The organism is Kitasatospora sp. NPDC059408 (assembly GCF_042751525.1).
Taxonomy (GTDB): Bacteria; Actinomycetota; Actinomycetes; order Streptomycetales; family Streptomycetaceae; genus Kitasatospora.
The window spans coordinates 74,327-95,787 of sequence record NZ_JBHYWI010000018.1; the positions used below are offsets into that span (position 1 = coordinate 74,327).

General features: G+C 73.3%; 24 protein-coding genes. 8 read left to right on the forward strand and 16 right to left on the reverse strand.

Annotation, left to right across the window (positions count from 1 at the left end):
- Positions 1-17: 17 nt before the first annotated feature.
- Positions 18-254 carry a DUF6296 family protein gene (locus ACFXDE_RS14610; RefSeq protein ID WP_380436313.1) on the reverse strand — a complete coding sequence of 79 codons (237 nt, stop codon included), beginning with the start codon at positions 252-254 and terminating at the stop codon, positions 18-20.
- A 73-nt stretch (positions 255-327) separates the two neighbouring features.
- A complete protein-coding gene (locus tag ACFXDE_RS14615) occupies positions 328-567 on the reverse strand; it encodes a DUF2277 domain-containing protein (RefSeq protein ID WP_380436311.1) in 240 nt (79 codons plus the stop codon).
- A 214-nt stretch (positions 568-781) separates the two neighbouring features.
- Here ACFXDE_RS14615 and ACFXDE_RS14620 point away from each other — a divergent pair, with 214 nt between their 5' ends.
- Positions 782-2,002: an MFS transporter gene (locus ACFXDE_RS14620; protein ID WP_380494177.1), complete on the forward strand. Its 1,221-nt coding sequence runs from the start codon at positions 782-784 to the stop codon at positions 2,000-2,002.
- Here ACFXDE_RS14620 and ACFXDE_RS14625 read toward each other — a convergent pair.
- Entirely contained in the window at positions 1,999-2,529 is a 531-nt protein-coding gene (locus tag ACFXDE_RS14625; protein ID WP_380436307.1) for a gamma carbonic anhydrase family protein, read from the reverse strand. The two genes, ACFXDE_RS14620 and ACFXDE_RS14625, sit on opposite strands and share 4 nt — an antisense overlap.
- 178 nt (positions 2,530-2,707) lie before the next feature.
- Between ACFXDE_RS14625 and ACFXDE_RS14630 the strand changes: the two genes are divergently transcribed.
- Both ACFXDE_RS14630 and ACFXDE_RS14635 read left to right on the forward strand, forming a co-directional pair.
- The gene (locus ACFXDE_RS14630) at positions 2,708-3,262 is read left to right on the forward strand and encodes a type II toxin-antitoxin system Phd/YefM family antitoxin (RefSeq protein ID WP_380494179.1); all 555 of its coding nucleotides are present in this window, start codon (positions 2,708-2,710) and stop codon (positions 3,260-3,262) included.
- Entirely contained in the window at positions 3,259-3,657 is a 399-nt protein-coding gene (locus tag ACFXDE_RS14635) for a type II toxin-antitoxin system VapC family toxin (protein WP_380494181.1), read from the forward strand. The genes ACFXDE_RS14630 and ACFXDE_RS14635 overlap by 4 nt, the downstream gene beginning before the upstream one ends.
- A 67-nt stretch (positions 3,658-3,724) precedes the next feature.
- Here ACFXDE_RS14635 and ACFXDE_RS14640 read toward each other — a convergent pair whose 3' ends face one another.
- Complete coding sequence (locus ACFXDE_RS14640; protein ID WP_380494183.1) at positions 3,725-4,291, reverse strand: DJ-1/PfpI family protein; 567 nt, start codon at positions 4,289-4,291, stop codon at positions 3,725-3,727.
- A 209-nt stretch (positions 4,292-4,500) separates the two neighbouring features.
- Here ACFXDE_RS14640 and ACFXDE_RS14645 point away from each other — a divergent pair, with 209 nt between their 5' ends.
- Entirely contained in the window at positions 4,501-5,049 is a 549-nt protein-coding gene (locus tag ACFXDE_RS14645; protein WP_380494185.1) for an RBBP9/YdeN family alpha/beta hydrolase, read from the forward strand.
- Positions 5,050-5,159: 110 nt separating this feature from the next.
- On the forward strand, positions 5,160-5,735 hold the full coding sequence (locus ACFXDE_RS14650) for a hypothetical protein (protein ID WP_380494187.1): 576 nt from the start codon (positions 5,160-5,162) through the stop codon (positions 5,733-5,735).
- Between the two features lie 85 nt (positions 5,736-5,820).
- Here ACFXDE_RS14650 and ACFXDE_RS14655 read toward each other — a convergent pair whose 3' ends face one another.
- Together ACFXDE_RS14655 and ACFXDE_RS14660 are read right to left on the reverse strand one after the other, a co-directional pair.
- The gene (locus ACFXDE_RS14655) at positions 5,821-8,073 is read right to left on the reverse strand and encodes a transglycosylase domain-containing protein (protein WP_380494189.1); all 2,253 of its coding nucleotides are present in this window, start codon (positions 8,071-8,073) and stop codon (positions 5,821-5,823) included.
- Between the two features lie 181 nt (positions 8,074-8,254).
- Positions 8,255-9,748: an alpha/beta hydrolase gene (locus tag ACFXDE_RS14660; RefSeq protein WP_380494192.1), complete on the reverse strand. Its 1,494-nt coding sequence runs from the start codon at positions 9,746-9,748 to the stop codon at positions 8,255-8,257.
- 195 nt (positions 9,749-9,943) lie between these two features.
- Between ACFXDE_RS14660 and ACFXDE_RS14665 the strand changes: the two genes are divergently transcribed.
- Positions 9,944-11,230, forward strand: a complete 1,287-nt coding sequence (locus ACFXDE_RS14665) for a YibE/F family protein (protein WP_380494195.1) — start codon at positions 9,944-9,946, stop codon at positions 11,228-11,230.
- Between the two features lie 5 nt (positions 11,231-11,235).
- On the opposite strand, the gene ACFXDE_RS14670 is transcribed toward ACFXDE_RS14665, so the two are convergent.
- From ACFXDE_RS14670 to map, 3 genes are all read right to left on the reverse strand, one after another.
- Positions 11,236-11,661, reverse strand: coding sequence for an acyl-CoA thioesterase (locus tag ACFXDE_RS14670; protein ID WP_380494197.1), 426 nt, complete (start codon positions 11,659-11,661; stop codon positions 11,236-11,238).
- 59 nt (positions 11,662-11,720) lie between these two features.
- Complete coding sequence (locus tag ACFXDE_RS14675; protein ID WP_380494199.1) at positions 11,721-12,413, reverse strand: HAD-IA family hydrolase; 693 nt, start codon at positions 12,411-12,413, stop codon at positions 11,721-11,723.
- A gap of 85 nt (positions 12,414-12,498) precedes the next feature.
- Complete coding sequence (map, locus tag ACFXDE_RS14680) at positions 12,499-13,266, reverse strand: type I methionyl aminopeptidase (protein WP_380436285.1); 768 nt, start codon at positions 13,264-13,266, stop codon at positions 12,499-12,501.
- A gap of 107 nt (positions 13,267-13,373) precedes the next feature.
- On the opposite strand from map, the gene ACFXDE_RS14685 reads away from it, so the two are divergent.
- The gene (locus ACFXDE_RS14685) at positions 13,374-13,643 is read left to right on the forward strand and encodes a helix-turn-helix transcriptional regulator (protein WP_329927160.1); all 270 of its coding nucleotides are present in this window, start codon (positions 13,374-13,376) and stop codon (positions 13,641-13,643) included.
- A gap of 64 nt (positions 13,644-13,707) precedes the next feature.
- Here the strand turns inward: ACFXDE_RS14685 and ACFXDE_RS14690 are convergent, their stop codons facing one another.
- From ACFXDE_RS14690 to ACFXDE_RS14715, 6 genes are all read right to left on the reverse strand, one after another.
- A complete protein-coding gene (locus ACFXDE_RS14690; RefSeq protein ID WP_380436283.1) occupies positions 13,708-15,102 on the reverse strand; it encodes an ABC transporter substrate-binding protein in 1,395 nt (464 codons plus the stop codon).
- 44 nt (positions 15,103-15,146) lie between these two features.
- A complete protein-coding gene (locus ACFXDE_RS14695; RefSeq protein ID WP_380436281.1) occupies positions 15,147-16,031 on the reverse strand; it encodes a carbohydrate ABC transporter permease in 885 nt (294 codons plus the stop codon).
- On the reverse strand, positions 16,028-16,948 hold the full coding sequence (locus ACFXDE_RS14700) for a carbohydrate ABC transporter permease (protein WP_380436279.1): 921 nt from the start codon (positions 16,946-16,948) through the stop codon (positions 16,028-16,030). Before ACFXDE_RS14700 ends, ACFXDE_RS14695 begins: the two co-directional genes overlap by 4 nt.
- 405 nt (positions 16,949-17,353) lie before the next feature.
- The gene (locus tag ACFXDE_RS14705) at positions 17,354-18,115 is read right to left on the reverse strand and encodes an SDR family NAD(P)-dependent oxidoreductase (RefSeq protein ID WP_380494204.1); all 762 of its coding nucleotides are present in this window, start codon (positions 18,113-18,115) and stop codon (positions 17,354-17,356) included.
- Positions 18,112-19,518, reverse strand: coding sequence for an MFS transporter (locus ACFXDE_RS14710; RefSeq protein WP_380494206.1), 1,407 nt, complete (start codon positions 19,516-19,518; stop codon positions 18,112-18,114). Before ACFXDE_RS14710 ends, ACFXDE_RS14705 begins: the two co-directional genes overlap by 4 nt.
- Positions 19,519-19,648: 130 nt before the next feature.
- Complete coding sequence (locus tag ACFXDE_RS14715) at positions 19,649-20,230, reverse strand: TetR/AcrR family transcriptional regulator (protein WP_380436271.1); 582 nt, start codon at positions 20,228-20,230, stop codon at positions 19,649-19,651.
- A gap of 220 nt (positions 20,231-20,450) precedes the next feature.
- Here ACFXDE_RS14715 and ACFXDE_RS14720 point away from each other — a divergent pair, with 220 nt between their 5' ends.
- Entirely contained in the window at positions 20,451-20,930 is a 480-nt protein-coding gene (locus tag ACFXDE_RS14720; RefSeq protein WP_380494208.1) for a DoxX family protein, read from the forward strand.
- Between the two features lie 47 nt (positions 20,931-20,977).
- Here ACFXDE_RS14720 and ACFXDE_RS14725 read toward each other — a convergent pair whose 3' ends face one another.
- Positions 20,978-21,319 (reverse strand): MTH1187 family thiamine-binding protein, encoded by a 342-nt coding sequence (locus ACFXDE_RS14725; RefSeq protein ID WP_380494210.1) that lies wholly within the window; start codon positions 21,317-21,319, stop codon positions 20,978-20,980.
- Positions 21,320-21,461 lie beyond the last annotated feature (142 nt).

Sequence of the window (21,461 nt, forward strand, 5' to 3'; positions counted from 1 at the left end):
GTCGCGCCCTCAGGCCCTTATGGCAGCGGCTCGGCGTGCACCGGGAGGTGCGGGGACTGGTGACCGCCGCTGGCGAGCATGCGGACCTCGCCGGCGTCGCTGATCTCGGCCCGGACGATGCCGCTCGCGTCCTCGTACACCGGATGGCCGCCCGGGCCCGTCGCGCTCGTGCGCGCGACCACGACCACGTCCTGCGGCGCCTGGGTGCCGGGGGTGCCGGGGAAGGTGAGTGCGTAACGTGTGGGCGGGTTCATCACCGACCTCCTCCTGGTACCTGTACGCCCTGCCCGCGTCCCGGGCCCGTCTCCCGGCCCGGTGGGCGGCGGTCTACGCGGTGGCCTCGGCCGTGGCCCGGGCGGAAGCGCCGCGGACCTCCAGTTCGGCGAGCAGCCGGGCCGTCGCCTCGGTGACCGCCTCGACGGCCCGGTCGAAGGCCTCCCGGTTGTGCGCGGCCGGGGCGCGGAACCCGGACACCTTCCGGACGTACTGCAGCGCGGCGGCGCGGAAGTCGTCCTCGTCGGCGTCGGGAGTCACGGGGGGTCGCAGCGTCTTGATGTTGCGGCACATGCCCCCAGTCTCCCGCGCGGGCGGCCCGCTGGCGAGCCCTTCCGACGAGCCCGTGACGTCACCCGGTGTGTCCGCCCCGGCCGGCCGCCTCCGCACCACCCCGCGTCACCGGCCCGTCATGATCGGCTTACGGGACCGTCACCCGGGCGGATTAGGATGCCGGACGAACGAATGCGCCCCGATCCGTCCGCACTTCTCCCCCGGAGCCACCCCCTTGCCTCTCGCGCTGGTCGCCCTGGCCGTCACCGCGTTCGCCATCGGCACCACCGAGTTCGCCGCCATGGGACTCCTCCCCCAGGTGGCGGACAGCCTGCACGTCTCGATCCCCCAGGCCGGCTGGCTGATCTCCGCGTACGCCGTCGGCGTCGTGATCGGCGCTCCGCTGCTCACCGCGCTCGCCGCCGGACGCCCGCGCAAGGCGGTGCTGGTCGCCCTCGCCGGGGTCTTCGCCACCGGCAACCTGCTGTGCGCGCTCGCCCCCGACTTCTGGACGCTCGCCGCCGCCCGGCTCGTCACCGGGCTGCCGCACGGCGCGTTCTTCGGTGCCGGATCGGTGGCCGCCGCCGAACTGGTCGCCCCCGACAAGAAGGCGCGCGCGGTCGCCGTCATGTTCTCCGGCCTGACCGTCGCCAACATCGTCGGCGTGCCCGCCGCGACCCTGCTCGGGCAGCACCTCGGCTGGCGGGCGACGATGCTCGTCGTCGTCCTCATCGCCGCCGCCGGCACGCTCGCCATCGCCCGCCTCGTGCCGCACCTGCCCTCCCCCGCCCAGTCCGGACTCCGGCACGAGCTGCGCGCCTTCCGCAGCGGGCAGCTGTGGCTGGCGCTGGCCACCGTCGTCTTCGGGTGCGGCGGGTTCTTCGCGTGCTACAGCTACATCACGCCGCTGCTCACCGAGGTCTCCGGGTACGCCACCGGGTCCGTGACGCTGGTGCTCGCGCTGTTCGGCGTCGGGATGACGATCGGCAACGTGCTGGGCGGCTTCGCCGCCGACCGGGCGCTGCGGCCGACCGTCTGCGCGGCGTTCCTGCTGCTGGCCGCCGCGCTCGGCCTCTTCGCGGTGACCGCGCGCGCGGAGTGGTCGGCGGCCGTGACCGTCGTGCTGATCGGGCTGTTCGGCTTCGCGATCGTGCCGGCCGTGCAGACCCTCGTCATGCAGAAGGCGCGCAGTGCGCCGACGCTGGCCTCGGCGACCGTGCAGGGCGCGTTCAACCTGGCCAACGCCCAGGGCGCGTACTTCGGCGGCCTCGCGCTGGACGCCGGCCTCGGCTGGACCTCGCCGACCCTCGTCGGCGCCGGGCTCGCGGCGGCGGGCGCGGTGGTCGCGCTGCTCGCGTGGGCCGCCGACCGGCGCCGGCCCGCGGACGGTCCGCCCGCGGTGCCGGTGCCGGCCGGGGAGGCCCGGGAGGCCGCGGCCGTCTGGGGCACGCCTTAGCCGACGGGCTCGATGTCCCGGTGGGCGTCGGCCAGGAGCTGGTAGCCGGCGCCGTTGAGCTTGATCCCGGCCCGCTCGTCCTCGGTCAGCTCGCGCCGGACCTTCGCGGGCACGCCGGCGACCAGCGAACCCGGCGGCACCTGCATCCCCTGCGGCACCACGGCACCGGCCGCGACCAGCGAACCGGCGCCGATCCGGGCGCCGTTGAGGACGGTGGCGTTCATCCCGACCAGGACGTCGTCCTCGACGGTGCAGCCGTGCAGCACCGCGTTGTGCCCGACGGAGATCCGCTCACCGACCACCAGCGGGAAGCCCGGGTCGGCGTGCAGGGTGCAGTTGTCCTGGATGTTGCTGCCCGCGCCGACCGCGATGGCCTCGGCGTCGCCGCGCAGCACCGCGCCGTACCAGACGCTCGCCCCGGCGGCGACGGTCACGTCCCCGACCACGACGGCGTTGGGCGCGACGAACGCCCCGGGATCGACGGCGGGCACCCTGCCCCCGACGGCGGCGATCAGCGGCTCTGCCATGTCTCGTCCTCCTGCTGACGATCAACTGCTCTCTCGCCGGTCACCGTAGGACGTCGGCCGACGGCACCGGAAGAGGGGTCCGTCCCAGCGACCGCCGCCTGTCCCGCAACCGGCAGCCGCATCCCCCGTTTGGGCGACTTTGCATCGGAATGGCCGAGGCGAGTTGTAAAGTCTTTACATGACCACCGCTCCGCACGACCGGTCAGAGGTTCCGGCCACCGTGCCCACGGTGGCGCTGGCCGATGCCCGCGCCGAGCTCTCGAAGATCGTCACTCTGGCCGAACACACCGGCCGCATCACCGCCATCACGCGCTACGGCAAGCCCGTCGCCGCAGTCGTGCCGGCCGCGTTGCTCCACCTGCTGTCCGGCGCCCACATCGGGCCTCGCCCCATGGCGGCCACGGACATCGAGCGGATCGCCGCTCGGGCCCGGTCCGCGGACACCCGACCCTCCAGCGACGACATCCGCACGGTCATGGACGACGTCAAAGCCGACAGTCCCGATCCCCATGCCGTCGCAGCCCCCGCCGACTTGCGGGAAGAACGCGTACGCGCCATCGCCGAGGCGCTCAGCGAATGGATCGACACTCCGCTCTCCGCCGTCATCGGCGTGCACCGGCCGCGCGCCGAGCCGCCCGTTGACAGCGAGCCCGGAGCCGCTGACAGCGAGCCGACCATAGGTGACGTGCTGGAAGCCCTGGCCATCCGAATCAGCCGCGAGGCAGCGGAGTGATCGTCATCGATGCCGGCGCGACCGTCGAATTACCGGTCGGCACCGGACCCACCGCCGACCGCGTACGGGAGCGCCTCATCGGCGAGGACGTGTACGCCCCGGCACACCTCGACCACGAGGTCAGTCGTGTGATCTGCCGCCCGTGGCAGAAGCACCTGCTCGCCGAGGCCGACGCAACCGCTGCGGTCAACGATCTGGACGCCCTCGACGTCCAGCACATCCCGATTCCCGGGCTGCTCCAGCGGGCTTGGTCGCTGCGGGACAACACCTGCGTGGGTGACGCGTTCTACATCGCGCTCGCCGAGACGTTGCTCTGCCCGCTACTCACGACCGACGCGAAGATGGCAGGTGTCCCTGGGATCACGTGCCTCGTGGAGCACGTCCCAAAGGTCTGACATCGCACGGTACTTGCCCCATCCGGCCGCGCCCCCGGGGTGCGGCGGGGGCGCGGCGGGGCGCAGGTCAGGAGGCGGGGGCCTTCGTGCGGAGGACCTCGATGAAGGCGCGGAGCCAGGCGGGGTGGTCGGGCCAGGCGCGGGCGGAGACGACCACGCCGTCCACGACGGCCTCTGCGTCGACGAACTCGGCGCCCGCGGCCCTCACGTCCGGGGCGAGCGCGGGGTAGGCGGAGCTGCGGCGGCCGGCGAGGTCGCCGGTGGCGGCGCTGATCAGCGGACCGTGGCAGATCTGCGCGACCGGCTTGTCGCCCGCGAAGAAGTGGCGGACGATGCGCTGCACCTCGGGGTCGTTGCGCAGGTACTCGGGGGCCCGGCCGCCGGGGATCACGAGCGCCACGTAGTCGGCCGGGTCGACGTCGGCGAAGGCGACGTCCGCGGGCCAGGTGTAGCCCGATTTCTCCGTGTAGGTGTCGAAGCCGTCGACGAAGTCGTGCACGACGAACTGGAGGCGCTTCTTCGTCGGCGCCGCGATGTCGACCTGGTAGCCCTCCTCGCGCAGCCGCTGGTACGGGTAGAACACCTCCAGCGACTCGGCGGCGTCCCCGGTGACGAGCAGGATCTTCGATGTCATCGCCGACATCCCTCCGTGTGATCGATCGTCAGGCACGAAACGGGCCGCGGGCCCGGTACAACCTCCCGCACCCGCCGCGGCGTTCGCAACAGGGCGCACCGGGCGAACTGCGGCGCGTGACGGTTCTCGCGCGCCCCGAAAGGGCCGTGCGCGCCGGGCCCTGGCCGTCCTAGACTCCTCACCGCACGAACCACGTTCCAAGGAGTCACATGTCGGACCGCACCACCTACCTCGTCCTGGCGGGCTACGAGAACTCGGGGCCCGAGCACTGGCAGACCCGGTGGGAGGAGGCCGAGCCGGAGGCGTTCCGGCGGGTCCAGCAGGCCGACTGGGACCGGCCGGAGGCCGGGGACTGGGTGGCCCGGGTGGACGCCGCGGTCGCGGAGGCCGCGGCGCGGGGGCCCGTGGTGCTCGTCGCGCACAGCCTCGGCTGCATCACGGCGGCGCGCTGGGTGGCCGGTGCCGCCGCGGAGCGGACGGCCGCCGTGCGGGGTGCGCTGCTGGTCGCGCCCGCCGACATCGACAACGCCGACGTCCCGGTGCTGGCGGGCTTCCGCCCGGTGGCGCTGGCGCCGTTCCCGTTCCCCGCGGTGGTGGTCGCCAGCACCGACGACCCGTGGGTGACGACCGATCGGGCGCGGGAGTTCGCCGGGGCGTGGGGTGCCCGGTTCGTCGAGGCCGGGGCCCACGGGCACCTCAACTCGGCGGCCGGACTGGGAGACTGGCCGGCGGGCCGGGAACTGCTCGCCGAGCTCTGACGGCAGCGGGCAACCGAAGACGGGCAACGACACCGAGGCTCCCCCTCCGGGAGCCCTCGCACCGACGACCGGGGGGACGACGGGGGATGCGCGGACGAGTCACGCCGCGGATGCGGCGCACACTGGTGCGGGCGCTCGCGGGCGCCGGGCTGGCGGCCGTCCTGCTCTACACCGTGGGGCAGTGGGAGAGCCGCTCCGGCGGCCGGATGCAGGTCGCCGACCTGCTGAACCGGCCCGAGGCGCTGCTCGGCGCGGCGCTGGCCGCGATGATCGGCGCCGCGTGGCTGGCCGACCGGCGCAGTGCCGTGCGGTCGGCCACCCGGGCGGTCACGGTCACCGCCGGGGTGGTGTTCCTGCTCGGCGCGGTCGCCGTGCACAAGGTGTCGGCGGCGGAGACGCGCAGCCGCGAGAGCGCCCCGGCGGGGGCCGAGCGGGCGCTCGTCGTGGTGCACCGCTCGTACGGGACGGGGCCGGAACCGGGCGAGCACTGGCAGGTGCTGCTGGAGTCCGGCAGCGGCTGGGACGCCCGCCGCTGGACGCTGGCCGACGTCGGCGGCGCGCCGGACGACGGGCGGCTGGTGCAGGCGAGTTGGACGGGCCGGGACCGGATCACCATCGTGACGGACGCCTACCAGCGGGTGTTCACCCTCGACCCGGACACCGGCGAGCCGGTGGAGGCGCGGTAGGCGAACGGACGGAGGGCCCCGCAGGAATGCTCCTGCGGGGCCCTCCGTCCGTCGTCCGCCATCTGCCGTCCGCCGTCCGCCCGGCTCAGCCGTCGTCGGAGTGGTCGGGTGTGGGCGTGCCGTGCGGGCGTCCGGGGCCCTGGGTCGAGCCGCCGGGGCTGCCGGAGGCGGACGGGCTGCCGCTCGGGCCGGCCGGGTCGCGCTTGGGCGGCGGGTCCGGGATGTAGACGGTCGTGAAGTCGTCCTCCGGCATGGACTTCACCGCGTCGCTCATCGCCTGCCGCCAGATCGGCCCGGGGCCGGTCGCGCCGAAGACCTCCTCCTGGTAGTGGCCGCCGATCCGGATGTTCTTCATCGGCACCTTGGTGCCCGGACTGCCCAGCCACACCGAGCCGGCCAGGTTGCCGGTGTAGCCGGTGAACCAGGCCGACTTCTTCTCGTCGGTGGTGCCGGTCTTGCCGGCGATCTGACGGCCGTCGTCGAGGCCGAGGTCCTTGCCGGTGCCCTTCTCGGTCACGCCGAGGAGCACGGTGTTGACGACGTCCGCGGTGTTCTGGGACATCACCTGGTCGCACTTGGCGGGGGGCACGGGAACGTCCTTGCCGTCGACCGTCGAGATCCGGGTGATCGCGGCCGGCGCGCAGTACCTCCCGCGGGCGGCGAAGGTCGCGTACACGTTGGCCATGGTCAGCGGGCTGACCTCCTGCGTGCCGAGGCCGATCGCGGGCACCTCCTGGAGCGCCTCGCCGCTGGCCTTCGCCGTCACGCCCAGCTTGTTGGCCATCTGCTTGACGGCGCAGAGGCCGATCTCCTGCTCCATCTGCACGAAATAGGTGTTGACCGACTTGGCCATGGCCTCCTTGAGCTCGTAGGGGCCGACCTCGCTCGCGCTCTCGTTCGGGATGGTGCCTTCCTTCTTGCCCTTGCTCAGGTTCTTCCACGTGCCGTTGCAGGTCGACATCGTCGGCCAGTCCATCCGGTTCGGCGCCGAGTAGGACTGGGTGGGCGGCAGCCCCGCCTCCAGGGCGGCGGCGGCCACGATGGGCTTGAAGTTGGAGCCGGGCTGGAAGCCGATGCCGCCGCCCATCACCGCGTCGACGTTGTAGTTGACGACGGTCTCGTTCTTCTCCTTCGCGAGGCCGTACGGGCGGGTCTGGGCCATCGCGAGGATGTCGCCGGTGCCGGGTTCGACCATCGTCATCGCCGCCGAGACCGGGTCGGTCACGTACACCAGGTCGGAGACGGCCTTCTGGGCGGCGGCCTGCTTCTCCGGGTCCATGGTGGTGAAGATGTTGAGGCCGCCCTGGTCCCACAGCTTCTTGCGGTCGGCGGCGCTCTTGCCGAACGCCGGGTCCTGCTTGACGACGTGGCGCACGTAGTCGCAGAAGAAGCCCATGCCCGCCCTGGCGGTGATGCAGCCGTTCTGCGGGTCGCGGTAGTTGAGGCCGAGCGGCGCGGCCTTGGCCTCCCGGGCCTGATCGGCGGTGATGTGCTTGTTCTCCACCATCTTGTCGATGACGGTGTCCCGGCGCTTCTGCGCGGCCACCGGGTGGAGCTTGGGGTCGTACTGGGACGGGTTCTGCACCAGCCCGGCGAGCATGGCCGCCTCGGGGAGGGTGAGGTCCTTGGCGTCCTTGGCGAAGTAGCGCTGGGAGGCGGCCTCGATGCCGTACGCCTGGTGCCCGTAGAAGGTGATGTTCAGGTAGTTGGTGAGGATCTGGTCCTTGGTCAGGTCCTCCTCCAGCTTGATGGCGTACTTGAGTTCCTGGATCTTGCGGCCGAGCGTCTTGCGCTGGGCCTCGGCGACCGCGACCGGGTCGTCGCCGGCCTTCTCGACGTTGACGTTCTTCACGTACTGCTGGGTGAGCGTGGAGGCGCCCTGGACGGTGGCGCCGCTCTCCGCGTTCTTGGTGATGGCCCGCAGGATGCCCTTGAGGTCGACGGCGCCGTGCTCGTAGAAGCGGGCGTCCTCGATGTCCACCTGGGCATGTCTGATCAGCGGTGACATCTGCTCGGCCGGGATGACCGTGCGGTCCCGCTCGTAGACCTTGGCGATCAGGCCGCCCTTGGCGTCGAAGATCTGCGTCGCCTGCGTCAGTGGAGGCGTCTTGAAGTCGTCGGGGATGCTCTCGAAGCTTTCCGCACCGTTCTTCGCACCCAGCCCGATCGCGCCGGCCCCGGGGAGCACGATCCCCGCGAGCAGGACGCCACCGAGCACACTGCTGCCGAGGAACGTGGCCGTGTGCCCGACCAGCCCGAGCGGGGTTTCCCGGCGCCGGGGTCGTGGCACCCACGTGTCGCCGGGGTCCGGGGCAGGTATGCGGCTCTTCCGTGACATAGCTGGAACACTACGGCCACGAAAAGCCGCTGAGGAGCGGGTGTTGGCCAAGCTTTGTCACAAAACCGCGACAGGTTCGACTCATTCGAGACGATCGGTCACACGTCCGGGCGGAGGCCGGGGCGATCACTCACGGTTTGTCGGCCCCCGCCCGGTTTGGCACGTGTGGATCATGTGCGCGTCATCCGGCCGGGCAGGTCACGTCCTCGGCGGGGAGCCGCCCGGTGAGCAGGAACGCGGTGACGGCCGCGTCGCCGCAGGCGTTGCCGTTGGCGGCGTAGGCGTCGTGGCCGCCCGAGTCGATCGACACCATGCGGGCCCGGGGGCCGAACGCCTCACGGAGCTTCAGGGCGCCCTGGTAGGGGGTGGCGGGGTCGCGGAGGTTCTGGGCGAGGAGCACGTTCGCCGGGCCGCGGGAGGTGACGCGGGTCGGCGGCTCGGCGGGCTTGAACGGCCAGAACGCGCACGGCATGACGTTGACGGGCATGCCGGCGGTGAGCGGGCGGGCGGCGCGCTCGGCGGCGGTGTCCCGGGCGTACGCGGCCGGGTCGGTGGGCCACGCGACGTCGTTGCACAGGGTGCCGACCGAGACGGCGATGGTGTTCTGGACGGCCTGTTCGGGCGGCGTGACCGGGGCCGGCAGCGGACGGCGCCCGAGACCGGCCAGCATCAGCCGCGCGAGGTCGGGGAACTTGGCGTCCGCGTAGAGGCTCTGCAGCATCGTCTCGCGCAGCACGTTGCCGTTCAGCTCGGCCGGGTTGGCGCCGGGCCAGGGCAGCGGCGCGCGGTCCAGGCGGGCCGCGAGGCCGAGGAAGAGCGGGCGGACCTCCTCGGGGCCGTCCGCGACGCGGTCCGGGTTCCCGGGCGCCGAGGCCCACCTGGCGAAGTCGGGGAACCGGTCCTCCGCACCGGGGCCGAAGTTGGCGAGCCAGCCGCGCTCGACGCGGGACGGGTCCGGGTCGTCGTTGCTGTCGAGGACGACCCGGTCGGTGCGCCCGGGGAACATCGTGGCGTAGACGGCGCCCGCGTACGTGCCGTACGACGTGCCCCACGCGGAGAGCCGGCGCTCGCCGAGGGCCTGGCGGACGCGGTCGATGTCGCGGGCCTCGTTGCGGGTGGAGATGCTGCGCAGCACCGGGCCGCCGTTGCGGGCGCAGGTCTCGGCGACCCGGCGGGCGGTGGCGAGGTTCTCGTCGATCGAACCGTCGGCGGCGGGCCAGGGGCGCAGCTTGACCATCGCGAGGTCGGGCGTGTCCAGGCCGCAGCCGACCGGCGTCGAGCGGCCGACGCCGCGCGGGTCGAAGCCGACCAGGTCGAAGCGGTCGAGGACGGACTGCGGCAGGTGCCGGGCCGCGCTCGTCGGGAGGTTCAGGCCGGAGCCGCCGGGCCCGCCGGGGATGGTGAGCAGCACGCCGTGGCGCTCGTCCGGCTTGGCGGCGCGGATCCGGGAGACGGCGATCGTGATCTGCTCGCCGTGCGGATCGGCGTATTCCAGCGGGACGGTGACGGTGGCGCACTGCTGGCGGGGGTCGACGGTGCCCTGGCAGGAGGTCCAGGCGAGGCCCTGGCCCGGACGGTCGGCGGCTGCGGCCGCGGCGGGCAGGGCGGTGAGGGAGAGCGCGGCCACCGCGGCGACGGCGGCGGCCCGCTTGAGGTTCGACTTCGTGTTCGGCATGGTCAGAATTCTTCGTGGGAACGCCACTTGACCCCATCCGGCCAACCGGCCGGTCCCCGGTAGGGTAATCCCCCGCCCGGCCGCTGCGGCACGCCCACGGGTTGGTCACTGCGGTGGTCCGGCCGGTCCGGCGCCGATGATTTCGGGGGGCTGCGGCGGACCTTGGCAGCCGCGCGACCGCTGAGGAGGCGTGAGGTGGACGAGGGGACGCACGAGCACGACGACGGGCAGGAAGGTCACCAGGACGGGCACGGCAAGGAGCGCGGCGGGGCCGGGGCCGCGGCGCACGGGCACTCCCACGGACCGGCGGCGCCCGTCTCCGCCCGCCTGCGCCGGATCATCGCCGCCGTGCTCATCCCGTTCGCGCTGGCCGTCCTGGCCGGGCTCGTGGTGCTGTGGCCCGGCGGCGTGCCGTCGCACCCGCGCACCGGGGTCGGGTTCGACCAGCAGGTCCGGCACGGCCGGGTGACCAGGGTGCAGGAACTGCCGTGCAGCGCCGTCAACCCGGCCGACCAGGGCACCTGCCGGCAGGACACCGTCGAGGTGACCACCGGTCCGGACAAGGGCCGCACCTTTGCCGTCGTCGTGCACCCGGGCGAGCCGCGGCAGTACGACGTGGGCGAGGAGGTCGTCCTCACGTACGCGCCGGACGCGCCGCCGGACCTCCAGTACAGCGTGGTCGACGTCGACCGGAACCTGCCGATGGGGGTGCTCGCGGGCGTCTTCGCGGTGGCCGTGGTCGCCGTCGGGCGGTGGCGCGGGCTGGCCGCGCTGGTCGCGCTCGCGATCAGCTTCGCGGTGCTGTCGCTGTTCATCCTGCCGGCCGTCCTGCGCGGCTCGGACCCGCTGCTGGTGGCCATCGTCGGGGCGAGCGCGATCATGCTGATCGCGCTCTACCTGTGCCACGGGCTGTCCGCCCGGACGTCGGTCGCGGTGCTCGGCACGCTCGTCTCGCTCGTCCTGATCGGCGTGCTGAGCCTGGTGTTCGCCTCCTGGGCGCACCTGACCGGCAACACGTCGGAGGAGACCGGGCTGGTCCACGACCTGTACCCGGGCATCCAGATCCGCGGCCTGCTGCTGGCCGGGTTCGTCATCGGCTCGCTCGGCGTGCTCTTCGACGTGACGGTCACCCAGACCTCGGCGATCTGGGAGCTGCACGCGGCCGACCCCGGCATGGGTGTGCGCAAGCTCTACCGGACGGGCATGCGGATCGGCCGCGACCACATCGCGTCCACCGTCAACACCCTGGTGCTCGCGTACGCGGGCGCGGCGCTGCCGCTGCTCCTGCTGTTCTCGATCGCGCACCGCAACGTGATCGACGTGGCGACGAGCGAGCTGGTCGCCGAGGAGATCGCGCGGACCCTCGTCGGCAGCATCGGGCTCGTCGCCTCCGTGCCGGTGACCACCGCGCTGGCCGCGCTGATCGCCGCGGCCGATCACCCGGGGGCGGCGGCGCGCGGCGGTCGGCACCGGCACGCGTAGGGGCTCTACAGGCCCAGCAGCGCCGGGTCGGAGGCGGTGGCGCGCAGCGCCTCGCGGGGGTCGGCGACCAGCCGGCGCTCCGTCAGGTCGAGGATGCCGCCGACACCGGTGACCTCGGCCGCGACCACGCCGTCGGTGCGGGTGATGCGCTGCACCACCTGGAAGGTCTTGCCGTCGCGCCACACGAACGCGCAGCTCACGTCGACGGTGTCGCCGGCGCGCAGCTCGCGCAGGTACCTGACGGTCGTCTCCAGCACCACCGGGCCGACGCCCTTGGCGACCAGCTCGGCCTGGCGGATGCCGGCGGCCTGGAGGTACTCCCAGCGGGCGTGTTCGGCGTACTGGAGGTAGACGGACTGGTTGAGGTGGCCCTGGGTGTCGGTCTCGTACCCGCGGACCGTCACCCGCGTCGTGAAGTCGTGATCGGTCATGGTCGGCACGCTACTCCGGGGGTCGGCGGGGCCACCGTGTGGTGTCGGTCACCAGGGGCTCACGGGAGGAGGTCGAGGAGCGGCGCGAGGGCGGCCGGGCGGCGGTCGACCGGCAGGTGGTCGACGGGGTGGAACGCGCAGCCGAGGGCCGTCGCGCCGCCGTCGCAGGTGCGGTCGTCGCCGACCATCAGGACGTCGGCCGGCGCGAGGCCGAGCCGTGCGCAGGCCGCTTCGAAGATGACCGGGTCCGGCTTCTGCGCGCCGACCTCGACGGACAGGACGTAGGCGTCGACGAGGTCGTCCAGGCCGTGCGCGCGGAAGACCGGGCGCAGGTCCCAGCCGATGTTGCTGACCACGGCCACCGGGACGCCGCGGCGGCGCAGCTCGCGCAGCGTCGGTTCGGCGTCGGGGTAGGGCTGCCAGCTGGCCGGGGCCATGTGCGTGTCATAGAGGGCGTCGACGTCGAGCCCGGCGGGCGGCTCGGCGGCGCGGGCCAGCGCGGTGTACGCGCTCCGGTGCAGCTCGGCGCTCAAGTCCCGGACGTCCCAGGCCTCCTGGACGTCCGCCGGGATCCGCCGGGGCGCCACGCCGCCCGGCAGGGCGCCGAACTCCTCCAGGCGGGCGACCAGTTCGGCCCGCTCCCGGTCGGTCAGCGCCGGGCCGGTGGCGGCCGTGTGGGCGTCGAGCCACCGGGCGGTGGAGACGACGCGGAAGAGCGTCCCGGAGAAGTCGAACATCACGCCTTTGGTCACGCCGCCGAGACTACCGGGCACCGGGGGCGGGCTCGACGGCGTCCGGCGGTTCGACGGCGGACGTTCAGCGGACGGACATCTCGCCCTACGGGAGGGTGAGGATCCGCGGGCCGTCCTCGGTGATGGCGACGGTGTGTTCGATGTGGGCGGCGCGGGCGCCGTCCGTGGTGCGGAGCGTCCAGCCGTCGGGGTCGGTGGCGTAGTCGTCCCGGCCGCCGGCGATGAGCATGGGCTCGATGGCCAGCACCAGGCCCGGGCGCAGCGGGTAGCCCCGGCCGGGGCGGCCCTCGTTGGGCACGTGCGGGTCCTCGTGCATGCGGCGTCCGATGCCGTGGCCGCCGTAGCCGTCCAGCAGGCCGTAGCGGGCGCTCCGGGCGACGGTGCCGACGGCGTGCCCGATGTCGCCGGTGCGGTTGCCCGCGACGGCGGCGGCGATCCCGGCCTCCAGGGCGCGGCGGGTGGTGTCGATCAGCGCGGTGTCCTCGGGCCGGGCGGTGCCGACGGTGAAGCTGACGGCCGCGTCGCCCGCCCAGCCGTCGAGGAGAGCGCCGCAGTCGATGCTGACGAGGTCGCCGTCGCGCAGCCGGTAGCCGTCGGGGATCCCGTGGACGACGGCGTCGTTCACCGAGGCGCAGATGACGGCCGGGAACGGGACGGACGCGAAGGAGGGCCGGTACCCGAGGAACGGCGAGGTGGCCCCGGCCGCCCGCAGCACTCCTCGCGCGATCTCGTCCAGCTCCAGCAGGCTCACCCCGACGGCCGCTTCGGCCTGCATGGCGGCGTGGGCATTGGCGACGACGCGGCCGGCTTCGCGCATCGCGGCGAGGGCGGCGTCGGACTTGATCTCGACCATGGGGGTGGGGCGTCCTCTCGGAATCCAATTCTTATACCGGTATTTGTATCACGGTCGAGGGCCGGAAAGGGACACCGCTCCGCCCGGGAAGGCTTAGGATCGGCACCATGGTGAGGACTCCGCTGACCCCGTGGGAGCGCGAGCGCGGCGAGCGCTTCGGGGCGTTGCTGCGCGAGGCGCGCGGCACGCGCAGCATGGTCGAGGTGGCCGCGTCGGCGGGGATCTCGGCGGAGACGCTGCGCAAGATCGAGACCGGCCGGGCGCCGACGCCGTCGTTCTTCACGATCGCCGCGCTCGCCTACGCGCTCGACCTCTCGCTCGACGGGATCGCCGCGGCCTGCGCGCTGCCCGAGGACGGCGAGGCGCTGTCGGCGTGAACGCGGACGCCCGCCCGGGCGCAGGTGCACCGGGCGGGCGTCGCCTTCGGATCGACGGAGGGCGTCAGCCGACCGAGCTGTTGTAGCTGTCGATCGCCGGCTGCAGCTCCTTGGCCGCGTCGGCGAGCGCCTGCTGCGCCGTCTTCGAGCCCTTGATCGTCTGCTCGATGGCCGTCTCCACGCCCTTGCGCGCCTGCGGCATCACACCCAGCAGGCAGCCGGCCGTGGCCGGGGTCGGCTTGGTGGCCTTCAGCTGGTCGATGGCGGTCTGGAACTGCGGGTACTTGGCCACCCATTCCTTGTCCTTGGGGTCGTCCAGGGACTTGGTGTTCACCGGGAAGTAGCCGGTGCCGCTGTGCCAGGCGGCCTGCTGCTCCGGGGACGTCAGGAACTTCTCGAACTCCCAGGAGGCGCGCTTCTCGGCGTCCGAGTGGCCGGGACCGCTGATCCACAGCGAGGCGCCGCCGATCACCGGGCCGCCCTGGTCGCCCGCGGCGACCTTCGGGAAGGCGGCGGTGCCCACGGTGAACTTGGCCGCCTGGGTGTAGCCGCTCAGGACGCCGGTGGACTCCAGGTGCATCGCGACGGTGCCGGCCTTGAACGCGGCCTGGGCGTCGTCGGTGTTGCGCCCGGTGTTGGCCGCGTAGCCGTTCTTGACCAGGTCGGCCCACCACTGGACGATCTGCGCGCCCTGGGCGGAGTCGAAGACGACCTTGCCGGCCTTGTTGCTGCGCCCGTTGTCCTGGTCGCAGTACATCGTGCCGGACTCGGCCAGCAGCTGCTCGACGAACCAGCCGTAGATGGCGGCGCCGAAGCCGTAGCGCACCGTCTGGCCGCTCGCGTCCTTCTTGGTCAGCTTCTGCGCGAGGTCGCCGAGTTCGGCGAGGTTCGTCGGCGGCTTGGCCGGGTCGAGGCCGGCCTCCTTGAAGGCGTCGGTGTTCAGGTAGAGCAGCGGCATCGAGGAGTTGAACGGCATGCTCTGGAGCTTGCCGCCGGCCGAGTAGTAGTTGCGGATGTTCGGGTCCAGGTCGGCGAGCGAGTAGCCGTCCTTGTCCGCGAAGGCCTGGGCGGGGACCGTCTGCCTGGAGTCGATCATGAAGCGGGTCCCGATGTCGTAGACCTGCACGACGGCGGGGGTGCCCTTCTGCTGCACCGCGGCCTTGTACTTGGCGACCAGGTCGTCGTACTTGCCCTGGAACTCCGCCTTGACCTCGATCTTGCCCTGGTGGGCCGCGTTGAACTGGCTCACCAGGCCGTTCAGCACGTCGGCGTTCTTGCCGGTCATCGAGTGCCAGAACTCGACGGTGGTGACGCCGGATGCCTGGTCGAGGGCCTGGGCGCCGGGGGCCGCCGCGTCACCGGAGCCGCCGGAGCCCGACGTCGAGCCGCTGGAGCTGCAGGCGGTCAGGGACAGGCCGGCCACCAGCAGGGCCGCGAGCGCGCGTGCACTCTTCTTCACGGGGGTTCTCTCTCTGTGGGGTGCGGGAGGGACGGACGAGCTGATCAGCGCACGGCGCCCGCGGTCAGGCCGCGGACGATGAACCGCTGGCCGAAGACCACCAGGGCGAGGGTCGGCAGCAGCGAGAGGACGACGCCGGCGAGGATCAGGCCGGGGTCGGACATCTCGGAGTCGCGCAGCGAGGTCAGACCGATCTGCAGCGTCTGCATGTTCGCCGTGCGGGTGATGATGAGCGGCCAGAAGTACTGGTTCCAGGCGGACAGGAACACGTAGATCGACAGCGCCGCCAGGGCCGGCTTGTTGAGCGGGACGACGATCTTCCACAGGAAGCGCCAGTGGCCGGCGCCGTCGATCCGGGCCGCGTCGCGCAGCTCGGCGGGCAGCTGGCGGAAGGACTGCCGCAGCATGAACGTGCCGAAGCCGGAGGCGAGGAACGGCAGCACCAGGCCGAAGTAGGTGTTGCCGAGGCCCCAGTCCGACAGCGTCAGGTAGTTGGGGATGATGATGGCCTCCCAGGGGACCATCAGCGTCGCCAGGAACACCCCGAACACCACGGCCCGCGCCCGGATCGGCAGGAAGACGAAGGCGTACGCGGCCAGGATCGAGGTGAACAGCTGGGCCAGGGTGATGGCCGTCGCCGTGATCGCCGAGTTGGCGTACTGGCGGGCCAGCGGGATGGTCTCGACGGCGCCGGAGAAGTTCCGCCCGGTGACGGAGTGGGGCACCAGCGCCGGCGGGTACGAGGAGAGTTCGGACGGGCCCATGAAGGCGCCGGCCACCGCGTAGTACACCGGGAAGGCCACGGTGACGACGGCGACGGCGAGCACCAGGTAGACGGCGGCGCGGGCGAGCAGCTCGCGCGGGGACCGGCCGGCCAGGACGCCCGTGCGGCGACGGGGCTCGGCGGCCTCCGTGACGACAGTGGTCATGCGTAGTGCACCTTCCGCTCCAGGACGCCGAACTGGACGGCCGTGCAGGCGAGGACGACCAGGAGCAGCACGACGGCCTGCGCGCTCGCGGTGCCGAAGTCGCTGGAGCCGTACGCGAACGCCTTCTCGTACACGGAGTAGACGAGCGTGCGCGTGGCGCCGTCCGGACCGCCCTTGGTGAGGATGTGGATCTGGCCGAAGCTCTGCAGCGAGTGGACGGTGGAGACCACGGTGAGGAAGAACAGGTGCGGGCCGAGCATCGGCACGGTGATCGAACGGGCCAGCCGCAGGCCGGTCGCACCGTCCAGCCGCGCCGCCTCCATGATCTCGCCGGGGATCGAGCCGACGCCGGCCGAGAGCACCAGGACGTTGTAGCCGAGGTTCATCCACACGGTCGTGGCGGCGACGGACACCAGCGCGTACCGGTCGTCGGTGAGCCAGCCCACCGGGCCGAGGCCGACGTGCGAGAGCAGACCGTTGATCACCCCGCTCGCGGGGTTGAAGAACACCGCGAAGACCACGGACGCGCTGGCCACCGAGAAGGCGAACGGCAGCGCGAACGCGGAGCGCAGCAGCCGCACGCCGCGGATCCGGTTCTCCAGGAGCAGCACCAGCACGAGCGCGCCGAGGACCCCGGGCACGACGGTGAGCAGCGTGAACAGGGCGGTGGTGACCAGCGTGCGGCCGAAGTCGGCGGAGCTCAGCAGGTCGGTGTAGTGCTGAAACCCGACGTAGCGGGAGGGCGCGCCGAACAGGTCGTTGGCGTGGGCGCTCAGGTAGAGGGTCCGCCCCAGCGGGTAGCCGATGAACAGGACGAAGACGGCCAGCGAGGGCAGCAGGAAGGCCCAGGCGAGGCCGTGTTCGCCCCAGCGGCGGCTGCGCCGCGGGTGGGGCGCGGGGTGCGGTGCGGTCGGCATGGGTGAGCGCGTCCGCCTTTCGTGATGTCGGTTCCGGCCGAAACCGTGTCCTGCCCGTGCGACGCGCCGGGAACCCTGCGGTGATCAACCGGTGACCACGGGATTACGCGTTCGCGTCAAATCCGGACGGTCGTGCGCGGAGCAGCGTTCGGGCCGTCGGTGGTGCGGCGTACGGTTCCCACGTGAACGACGGGATCGTCGACGTGCGGGCCGGAATGGCCGAAACCTTGCGGGGTCGGGAGGGCGCCTGGGCGTTCGTCAGGCCCGGCCGGACGCACTGGTGCTCGTGATCGAGGACGACTTCATCGCGGCCAGGGCCAGTACGGAGGAAGCGTTGAACGCGCTTTGCGAATGCTGCGGCCCAACGGCCCGGCGTGGCCGGACCGTTGGGCCGTGGTGCGCTCGTCAGGCCGTGACGCCGCCGTCGAGGACGAGGTCGGCGCCGACGGTGTACCCGGCCTCGGGCGAGGCGAGGTAGAGGACCGCGGCGGCGGCCTCCTCGACCGAACCCGTCCGGCCCAGCGGGACGGCGTCCTTCATCCGCTCGGCCTTGTCGGCGGCGCTCTCCCCGGGGCGGGTGGACATCGTCGTCTCCACCGGGCCGGGGCTCACCAGGTTGATCCGCACGCCGTCCGCGATGTGGTCGCGGGCGGCGGCCCGGGTGATCGCGGTGACGGCGGCCTTGCTGGCGGCGTAGGCGCCGAGGCCGGCGACGCGCTGGTGCACGCCGATGTTCGAGGAGATGTTGACGATCGCGCCGCCGCCGTTGGCGCGCAGGTGGGCGATCTGGTGCTTCATCGCGAGGAAGGTGCCGGTCAGGTTGATGCCGATGACGCGGTCCCACTCGGCCTCGTCGATGTCGGCGACCGGGCCGGCGCCGCCGAACACGCCCGCGTTGTTGACGGCGACGTCCAATCCGCCGAGGTGCTCGACGGTCTCGCGGACCAGCCGGGCCGCGTCCGCGCCGTCCGTGACGTCGCCGGTGAGCGCGACGGCCTTGCCGCCCTCGCGCTCGATCAGCTCGACGGTCTCGGCGAGCGGGCCCCCGGTGCGGCCCGCGACGGCGACCCGGGCGCCCTCCCGGGCGAAGGCGAGCGCGACCGCGCGCCCGATGCCGGTGCCGCCTCCGGTGACGAGGACGGCGCGGTCGGCGAAGCGCTTGCTCATGAGGTGAACTCCTTGATGTGGATCGTGCTTTCGGATGATGTGGTGGTGCGGGTGGCGCGGGTGGTGCGGGGAAGCGTCGCGACCGCGGCGCCGGTGAGCGCCAGGGCGGCGGCGCCGGCCGCGAAGGCCGCCGCGTAGCCGCCGACGACGGTCGGCCGGGTGGCGGCGAGCGCCATCAGGGCGGCGACGCCGGCCGTGGGGCCGAGTTCCATCGCCGTGTTGAACAGGCCGGCGGCGAGGCCGGTCCGCTCGGGCGGCACCCCGCCGGTGGCGAGGACGGCCGCGCCGGCGAAGGCCGGTCCGGCCCCGGCGGGCAGGAGGAGCAGGCCGGGCAGCAGCCCGACGACGTACCCGCTGCCGGGTGCGAGGCCGGCCAGCAGGGCGAGGCCCGTGGCCGCCACGGCCAGGCCGCCCGCGGTGACCGTGACGGCGCCGTACCGGGCCGTCAGCGGCGCGGCGAGGCGGCCGGCGAGCACCAGCACCGCCGCGTACGGGAGGAAGGCGGCCGAGGTGGCCAACACGTCCCAGTCGCGGACCTGTTGGAGGTAGAGGGCGAGCAGCAGGAAGGTCAGCGCGGTGCCGGTGGCGGTCACCATGACGGCGGCGAGCGCGGTGGCGCGGCGGCGGTCGGCCAGGAAGCCGGGCGGCAGCAGCGGGTCGACGGCGCGCCGTTCGGCAGCGGCGAAGGCGAGGAGCAGGACGAGCCCGGCGGCGAGCGGGGCGAGCACGACGGACGTGCCCCAGCCGTGGTCGGTGGACGCGACCAGACCGTAACTGGCCGCGCACACACCGGCGGTGGCGAGGACGGCACCCCGCAGGTCCAGGCCCGGCCCGGGCCCACGACCGGGCTCGGCGGGCGGCAGGCCACCGGAGCGCACCAGGGCCAGGGCCGCGACCAGCACTGGCACGGCGAACGGCCAGCGCCAGGACGCCCACGCCGTGACCACGCCCGAGATCAGGCTCCCCGCGGTCGCCCCGAGCACCGAGAGCCCGCCCCACGTCGCCATCGCCCGGCGGTAGTCGGCGGCCCCCGGGTGCAGCGCCCGGACCACCGCGACCGCCGCCGGGGCGACCAGCGCCGCACCGGCACCCTGGCCGAACCGGCCCGCCAACAGCGCGGCGAAGCCGGGCGCGACGGCGCAGGCGGCGGAGGCCGCGCCGAACAGGGCGAGCCCGGCCCGTAACACGCGGCGCCCGCCGTACCGGTCGGCGAGCCGCCCGCCGAGCAGGAGCAGCGAGCTGAACGAGAGCCCGTAGGCCGCGCTCAGCACCAGCGCGCCGGACGGGCCGAGCCCGAACTGCCGCGCCACCAGGGGCAGCGGGACGGTGAGGAGCATGAGCGTGAAGATCAGCGCGACCTGGACGGCGCCGAGCAGCGCGAAGCCTGTTCGCGCCGTTGCCATTGCCGCTGCCTTCGCCGGAGCCCGAGAGCCCGGCATGGACAACCCCCTCATGACCACTCCCCCTATGTAGACCGTTCGGTTCAGAATAAGGACACAAAAAGGCGACGCGGCCGCCACCCCGCGACCTCGGTCAGCCCAGCAGCACGAGCGCCTGCTCGGCGGCGTCCCGCACGCGCGCCGGCCCGTCCGCGACCTTGCCCATCACGCGCATGCCCTGCATCAGCACCATGAGCGTCCGCGCCAGCGCCCGGGGGTCGCGCCCCTCGGACAGCTCCCCCTGCGCCTCGGCGCGCACGAGCGCGGCGGTGAGCAGCGCCTCCAGGTGGCCGAGGCTCGCCTCCACCCGGCGCGCGGCCGACGGGTCGTGCGGTGCCAGTTCGACCGCCGTGTTGACGACGAAGCAGCCGCGCTCCCGCTCGCTCCCGGTGGATTCCGCCGCGTACCGGCGGACCACCGCGCGGACCGCCGGCAGCACCGGCCCGGGCCGGGAGAGCTCGGCGAGCAGCACCGGGTCGGTCTGCTCGCCGTAGCGCTCCAGCGCGCGCAGGTACAGCTCGTGCTTGCTGCCGAACGTGGCGTACAGGCTCGCGCGGCCGATCCCTAGCCCCTCGACCAGGTCGGCCATGGACGTGGCCTCGTAGCCGCGCCGCCAGAACAGCTCCAGGGCCGCCTGCAGCGCCGCGTCCGGGTCGAATTCCTTCGTTCGCGCCATGGTGGAACGCTAAACCTTTCTGGACCGCTCGGTCAATATAGAAGTTTGCAAGGGGCTCGTCCGACTCTTCTCCTGCCGATCGACGGCCGGCCCGCGCGCCGGCCGACTTGACGGAATTCGCCAGAGCCGAGGGGAATCTGACGGACCATTGTCAAGTGGACTAGACCATAGCTACCCTTGCCGACCACCCCTCCTCCCCCACACCAGGAGGCGTTGCCCCATGTCCGTCCACTTCCCCACCACCCCGCGCGCAGTGACCGACAGCGCCCGCCCGCTCGCCCTGGCGGCCTTCCGGGTCGTCGTCGGCCTGCTCTTCGCCTGCCACGGCGCCGCCTCCCTGTTCGGCGTCCTCGGCGGCGCCAAGGGCGGCGGCACCGTCCCGTTCGGCCAGTGGCCGGGCTGGTGGGCCGCCCTGATCCAGCTGGCCGGCGGCCTCCTCGTCGCGGTCGGCCTCGGCACCCGCTGGGCCGCGCTGCTCTGCTCCGGCTCGATGGCCTACGCCTACTTCACCGTCCACCAGCAGCACGCGCTGCTCCCGCTGCAGAATGGCGGCGAGCCGTCCGTCATGTTCTGCTGGGCGTTCCTCGCCATCGCTGCCATCGGCTCCGGCCCGTACGCCCTGGACCGGCTCCTGCCGGGCCGGGCCCAGGCCGCCGACCACGCCACGGAGCCGGCGGCGGAGCGCGCCCGGGTGAACTAGGGCGTGTCCTTCGGATCCGGCACCCGGGCTGATCCGAAAGACACGCCCTAGCCCTGACCGTTCTCGACGAGGTCTCGGCCGGGCTGGGACCGCTCCCCCTCCGCGAGGTGCCGTTCGACGGACGCGACCTTGGCGGTGAGGCCGTCGGTGACGCCGGCCCGGTCGTCGATCTTGATGACCGTGCTCACCCGGCCGCTGTAGGCCTTCACCGCCTCGATCGCCGCCCTGATCACCGGCATCACCTCGTCCCACTCCCCCTCGACGCTGGTGAACATCGCGTCCGTGCGGTTGGGCAGCCCGCTCGCCCGCACGACGCGGACGGCGGCGGCGACCGCCTCCCCCACGTCCTCGCCGATGCCCAGCGGGGTGACCGAAAACGCAGCGATCACGGCTGCACTCCTCTCGAACGGCACTGGTCGCGGGGGGCGCGGGGCCCCCGGGGCGGGCCCCCGCCAAGCCGCCAGGCCCCCGGGGGCCGGGCCGCCCCCACACCCCCGGGCGGGGGGGGGGCCCCGCGGGCGCGCGGCGGGG

What these genes read in the sequence shown, in the direction of transcription:
- ACFXDE_RS14610 (WP_380436313.1), bottom strand. Translation starts at nt 254, where the DNA reads ATGAACCCGCCCACACGTTACGCACTCACCTTCCCCGGCACCCCCGGC.
- ACFXDE_RS14615 (WP_380436311.1), bottom strand. Translation starts at nt 567, where the DNA reads ATGTGCCGCAACATCAAGACGCTGCGACCCCCCGTGACTCCCGACGCC.
- ACFXDE_RS14625 (WP_380436307.1), bottom strand. Translation starts at nt 2,529, where the DNA reads ATGGCAGAGCCGCTGATCGCCGCCGTCGGGGGCAGGGTGCCCGCCGTC.
- ACFXDE_RS14630 (WP_380494179.1), top strand. Translation starts at nt 2,708, where the DNA reads ATGACCACCGCTCCGCACGACCGGTCAGAGGTTCCGGCCACCGTGCCC.
- ACFXDE_RS14640 (WP_380494183.1), bottom strand. Translation starts at nt 4,291, where the DNA reads ATGACATCGAAGATCCTGCTCGTCACCGGGGACGCCGCCGAGTCGCTG.
- ACFXDE_RS14645 (WP_380494185.1), top strand. Translation starts at nt 4,501, where the DNA reads ATGTCGGACCGCACCACCTACCTCGTCCTGGCGGGCTACGAGAACTCG.
- ACFXDE_RS14650 (WP_380494187.1), top strand. Translation starts at nt 5,160, where the DNA reads ATGCGGCGCACACTGGTGCGGGCGCTCGCGGGCGCCGGGCTGGCGGCC.
- ACFXDE_RS14655 (WP_380494189.1), bottom strand. Translation starts at nt 8,073, where the DNA reads ATGTCACGGAAGAGCCGCATACCTGCCCCGGACCCCGGCGACACGTGG.
- ACFXDE_RS14660 (WP_380494192.1), bottom strand. Translation starts at nt 9,748, where the DNA reads ATGCCGAACACGAAGTCGAACCTCAAGCGGGCCGCCGCCGTCGCCGCG.
- ACFXDE_RS14670 (WP_380494197.1), bottom strand. Translation starts at nt 11,661, where the DNA reads ATGACCGATCACGACTTCACGACGCGGGTGACGGTCCGCGGGTACGAG.
- map (WP_380436285.1), bottom strand. Translation starts at nt 13,266, where the DNA reads ATGGTCGAGATCAAGTCCGACGCCGCCCTCGCCGCGATGCGCGAAGCC.
- ACFXDE_RS14685 (WP_329927160.1), top strand. Translation starts at nt 13,374, where the DNA reads ATGGTGAGGACTCCGCTGACCCCGTGGGAGCGCGAGCGCGGCGAGCGC.
- ACFXDE_RS14695 (WP_380436281.1), bottom strand. Translation starts at nt 16,031, where the DNA reads ATGACCACTGTCGTCACGGAGGCCGCCGAGCCCCGTCGCCGCACGGGC.
- ACFXDE_RS14700 (WP_380436279.1), bottom strand. Translation starts at nt 16,948, where the DNA reads ATGCCGACCGCACCGCACCCCGCGCCCCACCCGCGGCGCAGCCGCCGC.
- ACFXDE_RS14705 (WP_380494204.1), bottom strand. Translation starts at nt 18,115, where the DNA reads ATGAGCAAGCGCTTCGCCGACCGCGCCGTCCTCGTCACCGGAGGCGGC.
- ACFXDE_RS14710 (WP_380494206.1), bottom strand. Translation starts at nt 19,518, where the DNA reads ATGGCAACGGCGCGAACAGGCTTCGCGCTGCTCGGCGCCGTCCAGGTC.
- ACFXDE_RS14715 (WP_380436271.1), bottom strand. Translation starts at nt 20,230, where the DNA reads ATGGCGCGAACGAAGGAATTCGACCCGGACGCGGCGCTGCAGGCGGCC.
- ACFXDE_RS14720 (WP_380494208.1), top strand. Translation starts at nt 20,451, where the DNA reads ATGTCCGTCCACTTCCCCACCACCCCGCGCGCAGTGACCGACAGCGCC.